General features: G+C 63.8%; 13 protein-coding genes and 1 pseudogene. 7 read left to right on the top strand and 7 right to left on the bottom strand.

Annotated elements, in window-relative coordinates; translation table 11 throughout:
• Nucleotides 1–4: 4 nt before the first annotated feature.
• Genes V1261_RS08695 through V1261_RS08685 form a run of 3 tightly spaced genes read left to right on the top strand, consistent with a single transcriptional unit; the run spans nt 5 to nt 3,835 of the window.
• Nucleotides 5–847: a D-hexose-6-phosphate mutarotase gene (locus tag V1261_RS08695; RefSeq protein WP_329771343.1), complete on the top strand. Its 843-nt coding sequence runs from the start codon at nt 5–7 to the stop codon at nt 845–847.
• Nucleotides 844–3,423, top strand: a complete 2,580-nt coding sequence (locus V1261_RS08690; protein ID WP_329771342.1) for an ABC transporter permease — start codon at nt 844–846, stop codon at nt 3,421–3,423. The genes V1261_RS08695 and V1261_RS08690 overlap by 4 nt, the downstream gene beginning before the upstream one ends.
• Before the next feature lie 10 nt (nt 3,424–3,433).
• A complete protein-coding gene (locus V1261_RS08685; protein WP_329771341.1) occupies nt 3,434–3,835 on the top strand; it encodes a group II truncated hemoglobin in 402 nt (133 codons plus the stop codon).
• Nucleotides 3,836–3,838: 3 nt separating this feature from the next.
• On the opposite strand, the gene V1261_RS08680 is transcribed toward V1261_RS08685, so the two are convergent.
• Nucleotides 3,839–4,501 carry a Smr/MutS family protein gene (locus V1261_RS08680; RefSeq protein WP_329771340.1) on the bottom strand — a complete coding sequence of 221 codons (663 nt, stop codon included), beginning with the start codon at nt 4,499–4,501 and terminating at the stop codon, nt 3,839–3,841.
• Nucleotides 4,502–4,519: 18 nt separating this feature from the next.
• Nucleotides 4,520–4,942 carry an RNA-binding S4 domain-containing protein gene (locus V1261_RS08675; RefSeq protein WP_329771339.1) on the bottom strand — a complete coding sequence of 141 codons (423 nt, stop codon included), beginning with the start codon at nt 4,940–4,942 and terminating at the stop codon, nt 4,520–4,522.
• A 167-nt stretch (nt 4,943–5,109) separates the two neighbouring features.
• Between V1261_RS08675 and V1261_RS08670 the strand changes: the two genes are divergently transcribed.
• Entirely contained in the window at nt 5,110–6,192 is a 1,083-nt protein-coding gene (locus V1261_RS08670; protein ID WP_329771338.1) for a patatin-like phospholipase family protein, read from the top strand.
• Nucleotides 6,193–6,223: 31 nt separating this feature from the next.
• Here V1261_RS08670 and ppsR read toward each other — a convergent pair whose 3' ends face one another.
• Nucleotides 6,224–7,072: a posphoenolpyruvate synthetase regulatory kinase/phosphorylase PpsR gene (gene ppsR, locus V1261_RS08665; protein WP_329771337.1), complete on the bottom strand. Its 849-nt coding sequence runs from the start codon at nt 7,070–7,072 to the stop codon at nt 6,224–6,226.
• 22 nt (nt 7,073–7,094) lie between these two features.
• Nucleotides 7,095–7,691 carry a hypothetical protein gene (locus V1261_RS08660; protein ID WP_329771336.1) on the bottom strand — a complete coding sequence of 199 codons (597 nt, stop codon included), beginning with the start codon at nt 7,689–7,691 and terminating at the stop codon, nt 7,095–7,097.
• A 125-nt stretch (nt 7,692–7,816) separates the two neighbouring features.
• Here V1261_RS08660 and clpB point away from each other — a divergent pair, with 125 nt between their 5' ends.
• Nucleotides 7,817–10,426 (top strand): ATP-dependent chaperone ClpB, encoded by a 2,610-nt coding sequence (clpB, locus tag V1261_RS08655; protein ID WP_329771335.1) that lies wholly within the window; start codon nt 7,817–7,819, stop codon nt 10,424–10,426.
• A 95-nt stretch (nt 10,427–10,521) separates the two neighbouring features.
• On the opposite strand, the gene V1261_RS08650 is transcribed toward clpB, so the two are convergent.
• Entirely contained in the window at nt 10,522–10,800 is a 279-nt protein-coding gene (locus V1261_RS08650) for an SWIB/MDM2 domain-containing protein (protein WP_329771334.1), read from the bottom strand.
• 244 nt (nt 10,801–11,044) lie between these two features.
• Here V1261_RS08650 and rraA point away from each other — a divergent pair, with 244 nt between their 5' ends.
• Together rraA and aceA are read left to right on the top strand one after the other, a co-directional pair.
• A complete protein-coding gene (rraA, locus tag V1261_RS08645; RefSeq protein ID WP_329771333.1) occupies nt 11,045–11,548 on the top strand; it encodes a ribonuclease E activity regulator RraA in 504 nt (167 codons plus the stop codon).
• Between the two features lie 430 nt (nt 11,549–11,978).
• The gene (aceA, locus tag V1261_RS08640; RefSeq protein WP_329771332.1) at nt 11,979–13,295 is read left to right on the top strand and encodes an isocitrate lyase; all 1,317 of its coding nucleotides are present in this window, start codon (nt 11,979–11,981) and stop codon (nt 13,293–13,295) included.
• Nucleotides 13,296–13,400: 105 nt separating this feature from the next.
• Here aceA and V1261_RS08635 read toward each other — a convergent pair.
• Both V1261_RS08635 and V1261_RS08630 read right to left on the bottom strand, forming a co-directional pair.
• Nucleotides 13,401–14,189, bottom strand: a pseudogene (locus tag V1261_RS08635) (integron integrase); the annotation flags it as partial.
• A gap of 27 nt (nt 14,190–14,216) precedes the next feature.
• A protein-coding gene (locus tag V1261_RS08630) for an IS3 family transposase (RefSeq protein ID WP_405197982.1) occupies nt 14,217–15,448 on the bottom strand; the annotation gives its coding sequence in 2 pieces (ribosomal slippage) (nt 14,217–15,181 and nt 15,181–15,448; 1,233 coding nt in all).
• Nucleotides 15,449–15,499 lie beyond the last annotated feature (51 nt).

Genomic DNA, 15,499 nt, shown 5'->3' with positions numbered 1-15,499 from the left:
GCGCGTGACAGACAGCGCCGATCTGTTGCAGCTGCAGGCCCCGGACGGGGCCCGTGCCACGCTGTCGCTGTTCGGTGGCCAGCTGCTGTCCTGGAGCACGCCGGATGGGCTGGAACGCTTTTACCTGAGCCCGCAAGCCGTGCGTGATGGCAGTGCCGCCATCCGCGGTGGCGTGCCGGTGTGCTGGCCGCAGTTCAACCGGCGCGGGCCGCTGCCCAAGCATGGCTTTGCCCGGCTGTCACGCTGGCGCGTACAGTCGCAGCAGGCCGACTGTGCCGTGCTGCAGCTGGCGCTGGACGATGTGCCGGCGCAACTGTTGCATGATGCGCAAGGTCAGACCGTCTGGCACCATCCCTTTGCGCTGGAGCTGGAGGTGCAGCTGCTGCCCGGTGCGCTGGCGCTGACGCTGCAGGCGCGCAACACGGGTGATCAGCCCTTCCGCTTTACCACCGCCTTGCACAGCTATCTGGCGGTGGACGACATTGCTGCCTTGCGCATCCGCGGTGCCGATGGCCTGCGCTACTGGGATGCGGTGGCCGGTGCCGATCCGGAGTTTCTGCAGCAGCAGGGCGACATCACGTTCAGCGGCGAAACCGATCGCGTCTATCCGCGCCTGCCGCAGGTGCAGTTGATCGAGCCGGGTCGCCAACTGTGGCTGGAGCAGCCGGACAGCATGCAGCAAAGCGTGGTCTGGAATCCCGGCGCAGCCTTGTGCGCCACGCTGGCCGATCTGCCAGCTAATGACTACCGCCATTTTGTCTGCGTCGAAGCAGCGCAGATCGATGACGAGGTGGAGCTGCAGCCGGGCGCCGTCTGGCGCGGCGGCCAGCGTCTGCGCCTGGCATGAGCAGCGTGCGGCGCATGCCGTTCTGGCAGCTAGGCTGGCGCAACCTGTGGCGCGATGTGCGCTCGGGCGAGCTTGGCATGCTGGTGCTGGCGGTGCTGCTGGCGGTGGCGGCGCTGACGGCAGTCGCCTTCTTTTCAGACCGGCTGGATCGGGCGCTACAGCGTGATGCGGCGCAGCTGCTGGGCGGCGATGTGGTGGTCAGTGCCGACCATGCGATTCCGGCGGCTTTCATCGAGCAGGCCGAGGCGCTGGGCTTGCGCCATGCGCAGACCCTGACTTTCCCGACCATGGCGCGCGTAGCGCCAGAGCAGGGCATGGCGGCGCGGCTGGTATCACTCAAGGCGGTGGATCAGGGGTACCCGCTGATCGGTCAGCTGCGCGTGAGCGAGGATCTGGCCTGGCAGAACGGCATGCCGGATCACGGTCTGGCGCAAGGTCCGGCCGCCGGCGAAGCCTGGGCCGAACCGGCGCTGTTCGATGCGCTCGGCCTGCGCCCCGGCGATACGCTGATGCTGGGCGAGAGCGCCTTCCGCCTGAGCCGGGTACTGACGCTGGAGCCGGACCAGGGCAACAGCCTGGTCAGTTTTGCCCCGCGCGTGATGATTCCGATGGCTGATCTGGCGGCCACAGAACTGGTGCAGCCGGCCAGCCGGATCCGCTACCGGCTGCCGCTGGCCGGGCCGGAGGCGGCGGTACAGGCGTATGTGCAATGGGCCGAGCTGCAGCTGAAGCAGCCGGACAGGCGCGGCATTGAGGTGCGCACGCTGGACCAGGATGGCGGCAATCCGCAGTTGCAGAAGACGCTGGACCGTGCCGGCAACTTCCTGAATCTGGTGGCGTTGCTGGCAGCGCTGCTGAGTGCCGTGGCCGTGGCGCTGGCGGCGCGTGCCTTTGCCGCGCGCCATCTGGACGATTGCGCCATCTTGCGTGTGCTCGGCGTACGCCAGCGCACCATGGCGGCTGCCTATACGATGGAATTCGTGCTGCTGGGCGTGCTCGGCAGTGTGCTGGGGCTGCTGCTGGGCTATCTGGTGCACCTGGCTTTTGCCAGCCTGCTGGCCGGGCTGGTCAACACGACCTTGCCGGCCGCTGGCTGGCAACCGCTGGCGCTAGGCCTGGGCGTGGGGCTGACCTTGTTGCTGGCCTTTGGCCTGCCGCCGGTGTTGCAGCTGGCCGGTACGCCGCCACTGCGCGTGATCCGGCGCGAGGCCGGGCAGCTCAAGCCGGCATCGCTGCTGACGGTATTGCTGGGCGTAGGCGGATTCGCGCTGCTGCTGCTGGCCAGCAGCAGCGATCGGACGCTGGGCATGATCGCCGTGGCCGGCTTTGGCGTGGCGGTGCTGCTGTTTGCCGCGCTCGGCTGGCTGGTGTTGTGGGCGCTGCGCCGCGTCCTGCATTCCGCGACCGGAGAACGCTTGCCGCGCTGGCTGGCGATGGCGCTGCGCCAGATCACGGTGCGGCCATGGCGCGCGGTGATCCAGATCAGCAGTCTGGCGTTGGGGCTGCTGTCGCTGCTGTTGCTGGTACTGGTGCGTACCGATCTGGTCGATGGCTGGCAGCAGGTGACACCGGCCGATGCGCCCAACCGTTTTGTCATCAACATCATGCCGGACCAGGCCGAGGCCTTCCGCCAGACGCTGCTGGACGGCGGCGTGCCCCAGTTTGACTGGTACCCGATGGTGCGGGGCCGGCTGGTGGCTATCAATGGCCAGCCGGTCAGCCCGGACAACTTCACCGAGGACCGTGCGCGCCGGCTGGTGGACCGCGAATTCAACCTGAGCTACAGCGCCGAGCCGCCGGCGCACAACCCGATCGTGGCCGGCCAGTGGCAGGCGGGCGCGGCCGATGGCATCAGCATGGAGCAGGGCATCATGGAAACGCTGCAGCTGCAACTGGGCGACCGGCTGCAGTTCGACATGGGGGGCGTGCTGCGCGAGGCCCGCATCAGCTCGGTACGCGAGGTGGACTGGGCTTCGATGCACGTGAACTTCTTTGCCATGTTCCCGCAGGCTTCGCTGGGCGATGAGGTGGCGGTGACCTGGATCACCGCCTACCGCAACCCGGCGCCCGTAGCGGGGCAGGCCAGCCTCGATACACGGCTGCTGCAGACTTTTCCCAACATCACGCAGATCGACATGAGCAGCACGATCCAGCAGCTGCAACGCGTGCTGGCGCAGGTGATCCGGGCGGTGGAGCTGCTGTTCGGCTTTGGCCTGGCGGCAGGCGTGGTGGTGCTATTTGCCATGGTCGGTGCCTCACGCGAGGAGCGTGCGCGCGACATGGCGATCATGCGTGCCGTGGGGGCCAGCCGTGGCCTGCTGGCACGCATCCAGAGTACCGAGCTGATCGGTACCGGTGCACTGGCTGGCCTGCTGGCCAGCGTGGTGGCGTTGGCGCTGGCCTGGCTGCTGGCGCGGCAGGTGTTTGGTTTTGCCTGGGTGCCGATCCCGTGGATCGTGCCGGTGGGCATGCTGGCGGGGGCCGCACTGGCCTGGGCCGCCGGCTGGTGGAGCCTGCGCGGCCTGCTGTCACGGCCAGTGATGGCGACCTTGCGCAGCGTGACGCAGGAAGGATGACGACAAGGACATGATGGAACAACAGCAGCCGGCAACGGTATTTGAATGGCTCGGCGGCGAGGCGGGCATCCAGACGCTGGTGATGCGCTTCTACGACCTGATGGACCTGGAGCCCGGCTACCGCGAACTGCGCGAGACGCATGGGCCGGACCTGGAGCGGGCGCGCCAGCACCTGTTCTGGTTCCTGTGTGGCTGGAGCGGTGGCCCGGACTATTTTGTCGAGCGCTTTGGCCATCCGCGCCTGAAGGCGCGCCATCTGCCGTTCAAGATTGGTATCCGCGAGCGTGACCAGTGGGTAGCCTGCATGGACCAGGCGATGGGCGAGGTCGGTGTGGATCCGGCGCTGCATGCGCGGCTCAACGACAGCTTTTTCCAGACCGCCGACTGGATGCGCAACCAGGCCGGCGCCTGAGCCTCAGAGCAGGGGGTGAGTGCCCGGTGCCAGCAGCACGATCAGCGCACCGGCACCGCCATCGTTGGGGCGTGCCTGGACAAAGGCCAGCACCTCTTTTTTCTGCATCAGCCAGCCATAGGTCTTGTGCTTGATGATCGAGGTCTTGCCCGGTGAACCCAGGCCCTTGCCGGTGATGATGCGCACGCAGCGCACGCCCTGGCGCTGACACTCGCGGATGAACGCGCCCAGCGTTTCGCGTGCGCCGTCACGGCGCAGGCCATGCAGGTCCAGCTGGCGCTGCACGCTCCAGTAGCCCTTGCGCAGCTTGCTCGTCACGTCCGGCCCGACACCGGGCTGGCGGTAGCTCAGCTTGTCATCGGTTTCGAGAATGCTGCTGATATCGATCTCGTCACTGAGCGATTCCAGCAGCACCGATTGCTGGTCGCGCTCGCGCTGCAGCGGCCGTGGCAGGGCCGGCGCCGGGCGCAGGTCAATGCGCTGCTGGTGGTGTGAGGGCACGGGCGTGACCGGCCCGACGGCCTGGGCAAACAGCTGGCTCGCCGTCTGCTGGCGGTGTCGTGCTTCTGCCTCTTCCTGGGCGCGGCGGCGGGCCAGCGCGCGCTGCTCTTCCAGCACCGTCTTGAGCTGCTTCAGCTCATGCAGGGAACCCACTCCGTACTTCATGATGGCAAGAGTATCGCATCAGTGGTCCAGGCTGGCGCTCCAGCGCGATCCCCAACCGGACGTGGCACCCGGGTTTTCACGCGCCTGTTGCAATTGCCGGCGATCGCGCTTGGTCGGGCGGCCGTGCTGGATCGCATGCGCCGGCTCGGCAGCGTAATGGCGCTGCTCCGCCAGTGCGGCGCGCAGCGCGATGCTGTCCTCGGTTTCCTGGTAGAGCTGCTGCGCCTCGGGGGCCGGGCCGCGGCGTGGCGACAGGCCCTGCACGATCACGGTGCGCGTGCAATAGCCCTGGCGCAGGCTGATCTGGTCACCGACCTTGATATCGCGCGCAGGCTTGCACTCCTGTTCGTTGACGCGTACCCGTCCCTTGTGAATTTCATCTACCGCCAGGGCGCGGGTCTTGTAGAAACGCGCGGCCCAGAGCCACTTGTCGATGCGCATGCGCTCATTCGTCGGGGAGGTGTCGTGCATAGGGGCAAAAAAGAGTCGATCCGGATCACAGCTTACCGAAAAATCGTGTCACTGCCGGAAAAATCCGGCTGTCAGGCGAAAGCTTGCGGGATTCCACTACCATGGGGGCATTGTTCACGACACCAAGGCCGACCCGCATGACAGACACCACGCCCCAGCCCGAGGACATCCGCCGCATCAACCTGGCCCTGCAGGGAGGCGGCTCGCACGGCGCCTTCACCTGGGGTGTGCTGGACCGCCTGCTGGAAGACGAGCGCCTGCAGTTTGACGGCATCAGCGGAGCCAGTGCCGGCGCGGTGAACGCAGTGGCGGTAGCGCATGGTCTGGCGGTCGGGCATCGTGATGGTGTTGATGGCCGTCGCCATGCACGCGACAAGCTCGGCAGCATCTGGCGCAGCGTGATGGCGACTGGTGCCGTCAATGCCATCAGCGGCAATTTGGGCAATGTGCTGCCGTTCTGGTCACTGCTGCCCGATCCGGGCCGCATGCTGGGCAATGCGCTGATGCAGTTCACCTCGCCCTACAGCATGAACCCGCTGGACCTGAATCCGCTGCGGGCGCTGCTGAGCCGCGAGATCGATTTCGAGGCGATCCGCGCCCATCGCAACGGCCCCAAGCTGTTCATTTCGGCCACCGAAGTCAGCTCCGGCAAGGCCGAGGTGTTCACCAAGCGCGAACTGTCGCTGAATGCGGTGGTGGCCTCGACCTGCCTGCCGCAGGTCTACCAGGCGGTCACGGTGGACGAGCGCACCTACTGGGATGGCGGCTATGTCGCCAACCCGCCGATCACGCCGCTGATTGCCCAATGCCGCTCGGCCGACATCCTGCTGGTGCAGATCAGCCCGTTGACGCGTGAGGGCGTGCCCACCACGCCGACCGCCATCATGGACCGCATCAACGAGATCACCTTCAATACCAATCTGCTGGCGCAGATGCAAATGGTGGGCTTCATCAACCGCCTGATCGACGAAGGCAAGCTGCAGGAGCCCGAATACAAGAAGGTGCTGGTGCATCGTATTGACGGCGGCGACACCATGCGGGAGCTGGGCTCCTACTCGCAGGGCTCCACCGATACCGTGATGATGGAGCGGCTGTTTGACCTGGGGCGCGAACAGGCATCAGCCTGGTTGAAGAAACACTTTGGCGCGCTCGGCGTCAAGAGCAGCATCAATATCCGGCGCGACTACAAGGACGACAACGCCCTCACCATGCGCTGCTGATGCCGCAGCGCAGGGCAGGGCGGCGGCCGGGCTACAGGTCGGGCTGCTCCAGCGCCAGCTCCTGCAGGATGGTGGTGGCGATTTCCTCGATCGACTTGGTGGTGGTCGACAGCCAGCGCACGCCGGCGCGGCGCATCATCGATTCGGCGGCGGCCACTTCGGCGCGGCAGTTGGCCAGATCGGCGTAGCGCGAGTTGGGGCGGCGCTCGTTGCGGATCTCGCTCAGGCGCTCGGGCTGGATCGTCAGGCCGAACAGCTTGCTCTTGTAGGGCATCAGTGCCGGCGGCAGCTGCATGCGCTCGAAGTCTTCCGGGATCAGCGGGTAGTTGGCGACCTTGAGACCGTGCTGCATGGCCAGATACAGTGATGTTGGCGTCTTGCCGCTGCGACTGACCCCGATCAGGATCACATCCGCCTGCGACAAGTCACGGCTCGTCTGGCCGTCATCGTGCATCAGGCTGTAGTTGATGGCATCGATGCGCGCGCGGTAGGTATCGCTCTTGCTGACATCGGAGAAGCGGCCGACACGGTGGTGCGACTTGGCGCCGAGTTCGGCTTCCAGCGGGTTGATGAACATGGAGAACATGTCCATCACCATGGCGTTGCAGGTGCTGTTGATGCGCTCGACGATCTCGCTGTTGACCAGGGTCATGAAGACGATCGGGCGCACGCCGTCCTTTTCGGTCACGGCATTGATCTGCGCGATCACGCGGTCGGCCTTTTCCAGCGTGTCGATGAAGGGAACACGCGTCTGGCGTGCCGGCACGTCGAACTGCGCCATGATGGCGCGGCCAAAGGTTTCGGCGGTGATCGCGGTGCCGTCGGAGAGATAGACCACGGTGCGATGCGGCTTGTTGTCGTGCTGGGCGGAGAGGGGCATGATGGTCACGGCGGGTTGGGAATCAGTTCAGGTACTTGGGGCGTTCCAGGGTATCGAGCGGGTTGCTGTCGCTGGCAGGCTTGCTGCTGTCCGTGCTGGCTGGCGCAGACGGATCCGGCACATCCCAGCCGGAACGGCCAAGGGCGGCATCGAGCATGGACATGCAGGCGTGCAGGGTTTTTTCATCCAGCTCGATGGCCCACTGGCGGGCCTGCTTGCTGTCGTCGGGCTTTTCCTGCAAGGAGATCTTCAGGCGCTTCTGCTTGGGCAGGGGCTGCATCTGCACGGTATGCACCAGCAGCGGATCGTCGCTGGAGGTGGTGGCGGCGAAGGGCTTGCTGAAGTCGGCTTTCTGCCGTACTTCCTCGCGCTTCAGGTCGGACAGCATCTGGCGCGTGCCCATATCGGCCAGAGCCACGCTGGAGGCGGCGGTGCCGTGCGTGGCCTGCATTTTCGAGACGTGATCGGTCACGACCTCGTTCAGGCGCGGCCACAGGCCGAGGCAGAGCCGGCGCGTCAGCCAGGCCGATTGCTCACCGGCATCGTCGGTGAAATTCACGCGCCACAGGATGCGATCCTGCAGGGCGTCGTAGAGGATGCTGATCTGGTGGACATTCATGGGCAACACAACAGGATCCATCGAAGATAGGCACAGTGTAACCTTGCGTGAGCGTTGGCCACGCGCGACCTTGAAACCGGGCGAATCATACGTATATGGTAGGCATTGAAGGAGGATACTTTCCTATGCGACTAGACAAACTGACAACCAAGTTCCAGGAAGCCCTGTCCGATGCACAAAGCATCGCGCTGGGCAAGGATCACGCCTATATCGAACCGGCCCACCTGGTGGTGGCCATGCTGCGCCAGGAAGATGGCCCGGGCTCGCTGCTGCAGCGCGCCGGCGTCAACGTGCCCGGCCTGCTGGCAGCGGCCGAGGGCGTGGTGAATCGTCTGCCCCAGGTGCAAGGCCAGGAGCAGGTGCAGGTTGGCCCGGATCTGGGCAAGCTGCTGCAGGCGACCGAGAAGGAAGCCATCAAGCGTGGCGACCAGTTCATCGCCAGCGAGCTGTTCATGCTGGCGTTGGCCGATGCCAAGGGCAGTGCCGGCGAAGCGGCCAAGGCCAACGGCCTGACGCGCAAGAGTCTCGAAGCCGCCATCGAGGCGGTGCGTGGCGGCCAGAGCGTGGACAGCGCCGATGCCGAGGCGCAGCGCGGCGCACTCAAGAAGTACACGCTGGACCTGACCGAGCGTGCCCGCATGGGCAAGCTCGATCCGGTGATCGGCCGTGACGACGAGATCCGCCGCACGCTGCAGGTACTGCAGCGCCGTACCAAGAACAACCCGGTGCTGATCGGCGAACCCGGCGTCGGCAAGACGGCCATCGTCGAAGGCCTGGCGCAGCGCATCATCGCCAACGAGGTGCCTGACAGCCTGCGCGGCAAGCGCGTGCTGTCGCTGGACATGGCGGCGCTGCTGGCCGGTGCCAAGTACCGCGGCGACTTTGAAGAGCGCCTGAAGAGCGTGCTGAACGAGCTGGCCAAGGACCAGGGCCAGACCATCCTGTTCATCGACGAGATCCACACCATGGTCGGTGCCGGCAAGGCCGATGGCGCCATGGACGCGGGCAACATGCTCAAGCCGGCGCTGGCACGCGGCGAGCTGCACTGCGTGGGCGCGACCACACTGGACGAATACCGCAAGTACATCGAGAAGGATGCCGCGCTGGAGCGCCGTTTCCAGAAGGTGCTGGTGGGCGAGCCGACGGTGGAAGACACGATCGCGATCCTGCGCGGCCTGCAGGAAAAGTACGAGGTACACCACGGTGTCGAGATCACCGACCCGGCCATCGTGGCCGCGGCCGAGCTGAGCCACCGCTATATCACCGACCGCTTCCTGCCGGACAAGGCGATCGACCTGATCGACGAGGCCGCGGCGCGCATCAAGCTGGAAATCGACTCCAAGCCGGAGGTGATGGACAAGCTGGACCGCCGCCTGATCCAGCTGCAGATCGAGCGCGAGGCGCTGAAGAAGGAAACCGACGAGGCCTCGCAAAAGCACCTGGAGCTGATCGAGGACGAGATCCTGAGCCTGCAGAAGGAATACGCTGATCTGGACGAGATCTGGAAGAGCGAAAAGGCCGCCGCGCAGGGCAGCCAGCAGGTGCGCGAGGAGCTGGACAAGCTCAAGTTCCAGATCGAGGAGTTCACCCGCAAGGGCGATTTCAACAAGGTGGCCGAGCTGCAATACGGCAAGCTGCCCGAACTGGAAAAGCGCCTGAAGGAAGCGCAGGACAAGGAAACCGCTGCCGATGGCAACAGCAAGGGCAACCAGCTGCTGCGCACGCAGGTGGGCGCGGAAGAAATCGCCGAGGTGGTGAGCCGCGCGACCGGCATTCCGGTGGCCAAGATGATGCAGGGCGAACGCGACAAGCTGCTGCAGATGGAAAGCAAGCTGCACGAGCGCGTGGTCGGCCAGGAAGAGGCGATCAGCGCCGTGGCCAACGCCATCCGCCGCTCACGTTCCGGCCTGTCCGATCCAAACCGTCCGACTGGCTCCTTCCTGTTCCTCGGCCCGACCGGCGTCGGCAAGACCGAGCTGACCAAGGCGCTGGCCGGTTTCCTGTTCGATTCCGAAGAGCACCTGATCCGCATCGACATGAGCGAGTTCATGGAGAAGCACTCGGTGGCCCGCCTGATCGGTGCGCCTCCGGGCTATGTGGGCTATGACGAGGGCGGTTACCTGACCGAGGCGGTACGCCGCAAGCCCTATAGCGTGATCCTGTTCGACGAGATCGAGAAGGCGCACCCGGACGTGTTCAACGTGCTGCTGCAGGTGCTGGACGATGGCCGTTTGACCGATGGTCAGGGCCGTACCGTGGACTTCAAGAACACGGTGATCGTGATGACCAGCAACATCGGATCGCCGATCATCCAGGCGATGGTGGGCTCCGAGCAGCAGGAGATCAAGGACGCGGTCTGGGACGAGCTGAAGACGCATTTCCGGCCCGAGTTCCTGAACCGGATCGACGAGATCGTGGTGTTCCACGGCCTGGATGCCGCGCACATTGCCGAGATCGCCAAGATCCAGTTGCAGGTGCTGCAATCGCGCCTGGCCAAGCTGGAGCTGTCGCTCGACGTCACGCCGGCGGCGTTGGAAGAACTGGCCAAGGTCGGTTTCGACCCGGTGTTTGGTGCGCGCCCGCTCAAGCGTGCGATCCAGCAGCGCATCGAGAACCCGCTGTCGCGCCAGCTGATCGAGGGCGTGTTCCCGCCCAAGAGCGTGATCCACGTGACGGTGGATCCGGTGCTGGCACCAGGCGAGTTCCAGTTCTCCGCCGGACCTGCTGCAGCCTGATGACCTGCTGCCCCGCAAGGGGCGGCTGGCAGCAGAAGCCGGAAAGCAGAAAGCCGACTCAGCGAGTCGGCTTTCTTGCGTGGGCAGGCTGAAGATTACTTCAGGTGCTTGCCGATCAGGCCAGCCATTTCAAACATGGTGACCTGTTCCTTGCCGAATACCTTGGCCAGCTTGGCATCGGCGTTGATGTTGCGCTTGTTGGCGGGATCCTGCAGGTTGTTGGCCTTGATGTAGTCCCACAGCTTCTTGATCACCTCGGTGCGGGGCAGGGGATCCTTGCCCACCACGGCAGCCAGTTCAGCGCTGGGGGTCAGCGGCTTCATGAAAGCGGCGTTGGGAGTGCGTTTCTTGGGAGCTTCAGATTTGGTTGCCATGTGTTGTGTTTCCTTGCGATAGGGTGTCAGGACGGATGAAAAACCCGGCCTGGGCGGCTTCCCTGCCTATGGTGCAGGGTTGATGCCTGATTTATAGCAGTTTTTTGCCCATGCACGCTATCGGTCAGAACAAGGATTGTGGTTTGCGGTCGTATTTGGCATGTAGCACCGGGCTGGCAGGCCGTTATCATGGCGTAACAGGCGGCCTGGAGCAGGCTGCCGCCCCCATGTCCGGAGATTGTTGATGAGCGAGACCAAGCCTTTTTCTACCTGTGACCAGTGCGATCCGCACCGTGATGGGGTGCCGACCGGCTTTGCCGTGCTGCCGCCGCTGTTCCGTGACTTTGGCGCGCTGAAGCGTTTCAGCGGCCAGGTGGTGACGGTGAAGTGTCATGAAGACAATACCAGCGTGCGCGCCACGCTGGAAACGCCTGGTGAGGGCCGGGTGCTGGTGGTAGCCGGTGGCGGTTCGCTGCGCACGGCGCTGGTGGGCGGCAATATCGGCGTGCTGGCCGAGAAGAACGGCTGGGCCGGCGTGATAGTGGATGGCTGCGTGCGTGACGTGGAAGAGCTGGCGCAGTGCCAGGTCGGCATCCGCGCGCTGGGCAGCATGCCGATGCCGCCGCGCAAGAACCATGTCGGCCTGGTGGATGTGCCGGTGCAGGTGCAGGGCGTGACAGTGCGCCCGGGCGACTGGCTGTATGCAGATGCGGATGGCATCGTGATCAGTGATGTAGCCCTGGACTGATTTGTCTGTTATTTGCCAACGAGCCAGCTTTCGCAGCTGGCTTTTTTGTGCCTGCTGCTGCCTGTGACAGGACTGTCACGACGATCTGGCATGCTGCGAGCGACTCTACTGTGATGGAATTTCTCAAAACAGAAATCGTTTTCGCAGTATGAAAATAAACCTGGCGAGGCGATGTTGCATGATTTCGCTAAAAGGTTTTTTATTCCGCACTATGGAATGAAGTTTGCAAGTTGTTGATTTATCAAGAAGAAAAAAACTCTTATATAAGACATAAGACACGGGTTCACTCTTATAGAAGACTTATCATAGAGTCCATGCCAGCAAGCAAAACCGACTGGCGAAGAGAGTGTCCTAGACACCGTGGAAGAGACAAGCGGCACGCAAGTGCAGAACCGAAGTTTTCACAATCTGATCTCAACTGGAGAGCACCATGACCCAACTGACCCGCGAACAACAAATCGCCGCCCTGGAAAAAGACTGGGCCGAAAACCCCCGCTGGAAGCTCGTGAAGCGCGGCTACAGCGCTGCTGACGTCGTGCGTCTGCGCGGCAGCCTGCAGCCCGAGTACACGCTGGCCAAGCGCGGCGCAGAAAAGCTGTGGGAAAAGGTCAACGGCGGTGCCAAGAAGGGCTACGTGAACGCCTTCGGCGCCATCACTGCTGGCCAGGCCATGCAGCAGGCCAAGGCTGGCCTGGAAGCCGTGTACCTGTCTGGTTGGCAAGTTGCTGCTGACGGTAACACGTCCGAGACGATGTACCCCGACCAGTCCCTGTACGCCTACGACTCCGTGCCGACCATGGTGCGTCGTATCAACAACACTTTCAAGCGTGCTGACGAGATCCAGTGGAGCCGCGGCGTGAACCCCGGTGACGAAGGCTTCGTGGACTACTTCCTGCCGATCGTGGCCGACGCAGAAGCCGGTTTCGGCGGCGTGCTGAACGCCTTCGAACTGATGAAGAACATGATTGCCGCTGGCGCTGCCGGCGTGCACTTCGAAGACCAGCTGGCTGCCGTGAAGAAGTGCGGCCACATGGGCGGCAAGGTGCTGGTTCCCACCCAGGAAGCCATCGAGAAGCTGATCTCTGCCCGCTTCGCTGCCGACGTGATGGGCGTGCCCACCATCGTTCTGGCCCGTACCGACGCTGAAGCAGCCAACCTGATCACCAGCGACTACGATGCCAACGACAAGCCGTTCCTGACCGGCGAGCGCACGCAGGAAGGTTTCTACCGCGTGAAGAACGGTCTGGAGCAGGCCATCAGCCGCGGCGTGGCCTACGCTCCGTACGCTGACCTGGTGTGGTGCGAAACCGGTACGCCGGATCTGGGCTTTGCCCGCGAATTCGCGCAGGCCGTGCACGCTGCCTGCCCCGGCAAGCTGCTGAGCTACAACTGCTCTCCTTCCTTCAACTGGAAGAAGAACCTGGACGACAAGACGATTGCCGCGTTCCAGGACGAGCTGTCCGCTCTGGGCTACAAGTACCAGTTCATCACGCTGGCCGGTATCCACATCAACTGGTACAACACTTTCCAGTTTGCCCACGCTTACGCCCGCGGCGAAGGCATGAAGCACTACACCGAAATGGTGCAGGAGCCCGAATTCAAGGCACGCGAGCAGGGCTACACCTTCGTGTCGCACCAGCAGGAAGTGGGCGCTGGCTACTTCGACGACGTGACGACCGTGATCCAGGGTGGTTCTTCCAGCGTGAAGGCCCTGACCGGTTCTACCGAAGAAGAACAGTTCCACTAAGCCCTACAGAGGCAGCTCCGCGCCGGCAACGGTGCGGGGGCTGTGCTGATAAGAGGCACAAGGAGACAGAGGCCACGGCGAAAGCCGTGGCTTTTTTGTGGGCGCTTATTGCAGGATATCGAGAGGACTGGAGACGCCGCGTCCTCCCTTGTTCAGGACGTGGGTGTAAATCATGGTCGTTGCCACGTCCGCATGGCCCAGCAGTTCCTGCACGGTGCGAATGTCGTAACCGGCCTGCAGCAGGTGTGTGGCAAAACTGTGCCGCAGCGTGTGGGGCGTAGCGGGCTTGGCAAAGCCGGCGGCCTGCACGGCGCGCTTGAACGCCCGCTGCAGTTGTTTTTCATCCAGATGATGCCGCCGCACGACTCCGCTGCGCGGATCGGTGGAATAGCTGGCCGCCACAAAGATGTATTGCCATCCCCACTGAGTGGAGGCGCCGGGATATTTGATGGCCAGTGCGTGCGGCAAATGCACGTCTGCATTGCCGGCACCCAGGTCATCCTGATACAGCGCGCGCCGCCATGTGAGGTGCTGTTGCAGCGCGGCGGCCAGCTTCTGCGGCAGCATGGTGACCCGGTCCTTGCCGCCCTTGCCATCGCGGACAAGAATTTCCAGACGATCGAAATCCACATCCTTGACGCGCAGGCGGATGCATTCCATCAGGCGCATACCGGTGCCGTATAGCAGTTGGGCCAGCAGCAGGGGCACGCCTTGCATGCGTGACAGCACGGCTTGCACTTCGGCTTGCGTCAGAACGACGGGAAGCCGGGCGGGACGTTTGGCACGCACCATTTCATTCATCCATGGCAGCTTGCTGTTCAGCACCTCGCGGTAGAGAAAGAGCAGGGCGGAGAGTGCCTGATTCTGTGTGGAAGCGGCAACATTGCCCTCGACGGCGAGGTGGGTGGAGTTCCCCCTATCTCACGGACGGTTGAGCGCTGAAGAATTCAGCGCGGTAACGGTGGTATTTTCTACCGGGGACTGCCCGGATTGTGCATTGATTTGCTCGAATTCGTTGGGAGCAAGGTAGCCCAGTGCGCTGTGCAACCGATGTGGGTTGTACCAGCCCTCTATCCAGGTAAACACGGCATGCCTGGCCTCGGTCTGGCTTTTCCAGCTTCTTCGGTTGACCAGTTCGCATTCCAGGCTGGCAAAGAAACTCTCGGCCATGGCGTTGTCGTAAGCATCCCCCACCGATCCCATGCTTGGGCGCACGCCCATTTCCTCGCAACGCTTGCCAAACACCGTGCTGGTGTATTGGCTGCCCTGATCGGAGTGGTGGATGACGCCCTGGGGCTTGCGCGTGAAGGCGGCCATCTCCAACGCCTGCACCACCAGATCGGCCGTCATGCGCGTGCCAAAGGCCCAACCCACTACTTTGCGGCTGTATACGTCGATGACTACCGCCAGATAGGCAAACCCGCTCCAGGTAGGCAGGTAGGTCATGTCTGCCACCCAAAGTTGGTTAGGAGCATCCGCCGCAAAGCGGCGATTGACCAGATCGCTGGCCAGCCCAGCCTCTCGATCACGGCGCGTTGTCACGCACCAGCCGCGCCGGCGGCTGACACCCTTCAGACTCGCCTGACGCATCAGGCGTTCGACGCGCTTCTTGTTGACGATCACCCCATCGCGCGCCAGTTGCGCGACCATGCGCGGCACGCCGTAGGTGGTATCGCTCATCTGATGGATGGCTTTGATGCGCAGCAGCAGCTCGGCATTGGCCTGATCGCGTGCACTGGGTCGGCGATTTAGCCAGTCGTGGTAACCACTGCTGGACACACCCAACACCCGGGCCATGGTGCGTATTGGGAGATCGGCCTGGTTCGCCTGCATCAGCGCGTAGACGGCGTGGACGTCTTCTCGCTTTGTCCGGCAAACCAGGCCGTAGCCTTTGCCAGGATGTCGCGCTCCGTTTGAAGACGCTTGACCTCCCGGCGCAAGCGGACGAGTTCCTCGCGCTCGGACGTTGTCAACACATCCTTGCCGGATAACGGCTTGCCAGCATCGGCTGCAGCGCGTGCAACCCAGTTGGCAATGCTCACCGCTGACACATCGAACTCACGTGCCAGCTCGGATTGGCTGCGACCGGAATGAAACAGCTCGACGATCTGCTGTTTGAATGCCTCGGGGTACGGGGGCTTGGTTTTTCCCATGGGGGCTCCTTTCTTCTCAGTGAAAGTGTCCGTCAAATGGGGGGAACTCCA

Origin of the sequence: Brachymonas sp. J145, assembly GCF_036312245.1 — a bacterium.
GTDB classification, from domain to species: Bacteria; Pseudomonadota; Gammaproteobacteria; order Burkholderiales; family Burkholderiaceae_C; genus Brachymonas; species Brachymonas wangyanguii.
Note: the sequence above shows the minus strand (reverse complement) of the source record. Positions and strands in the feature narration are given on the sequence as shown.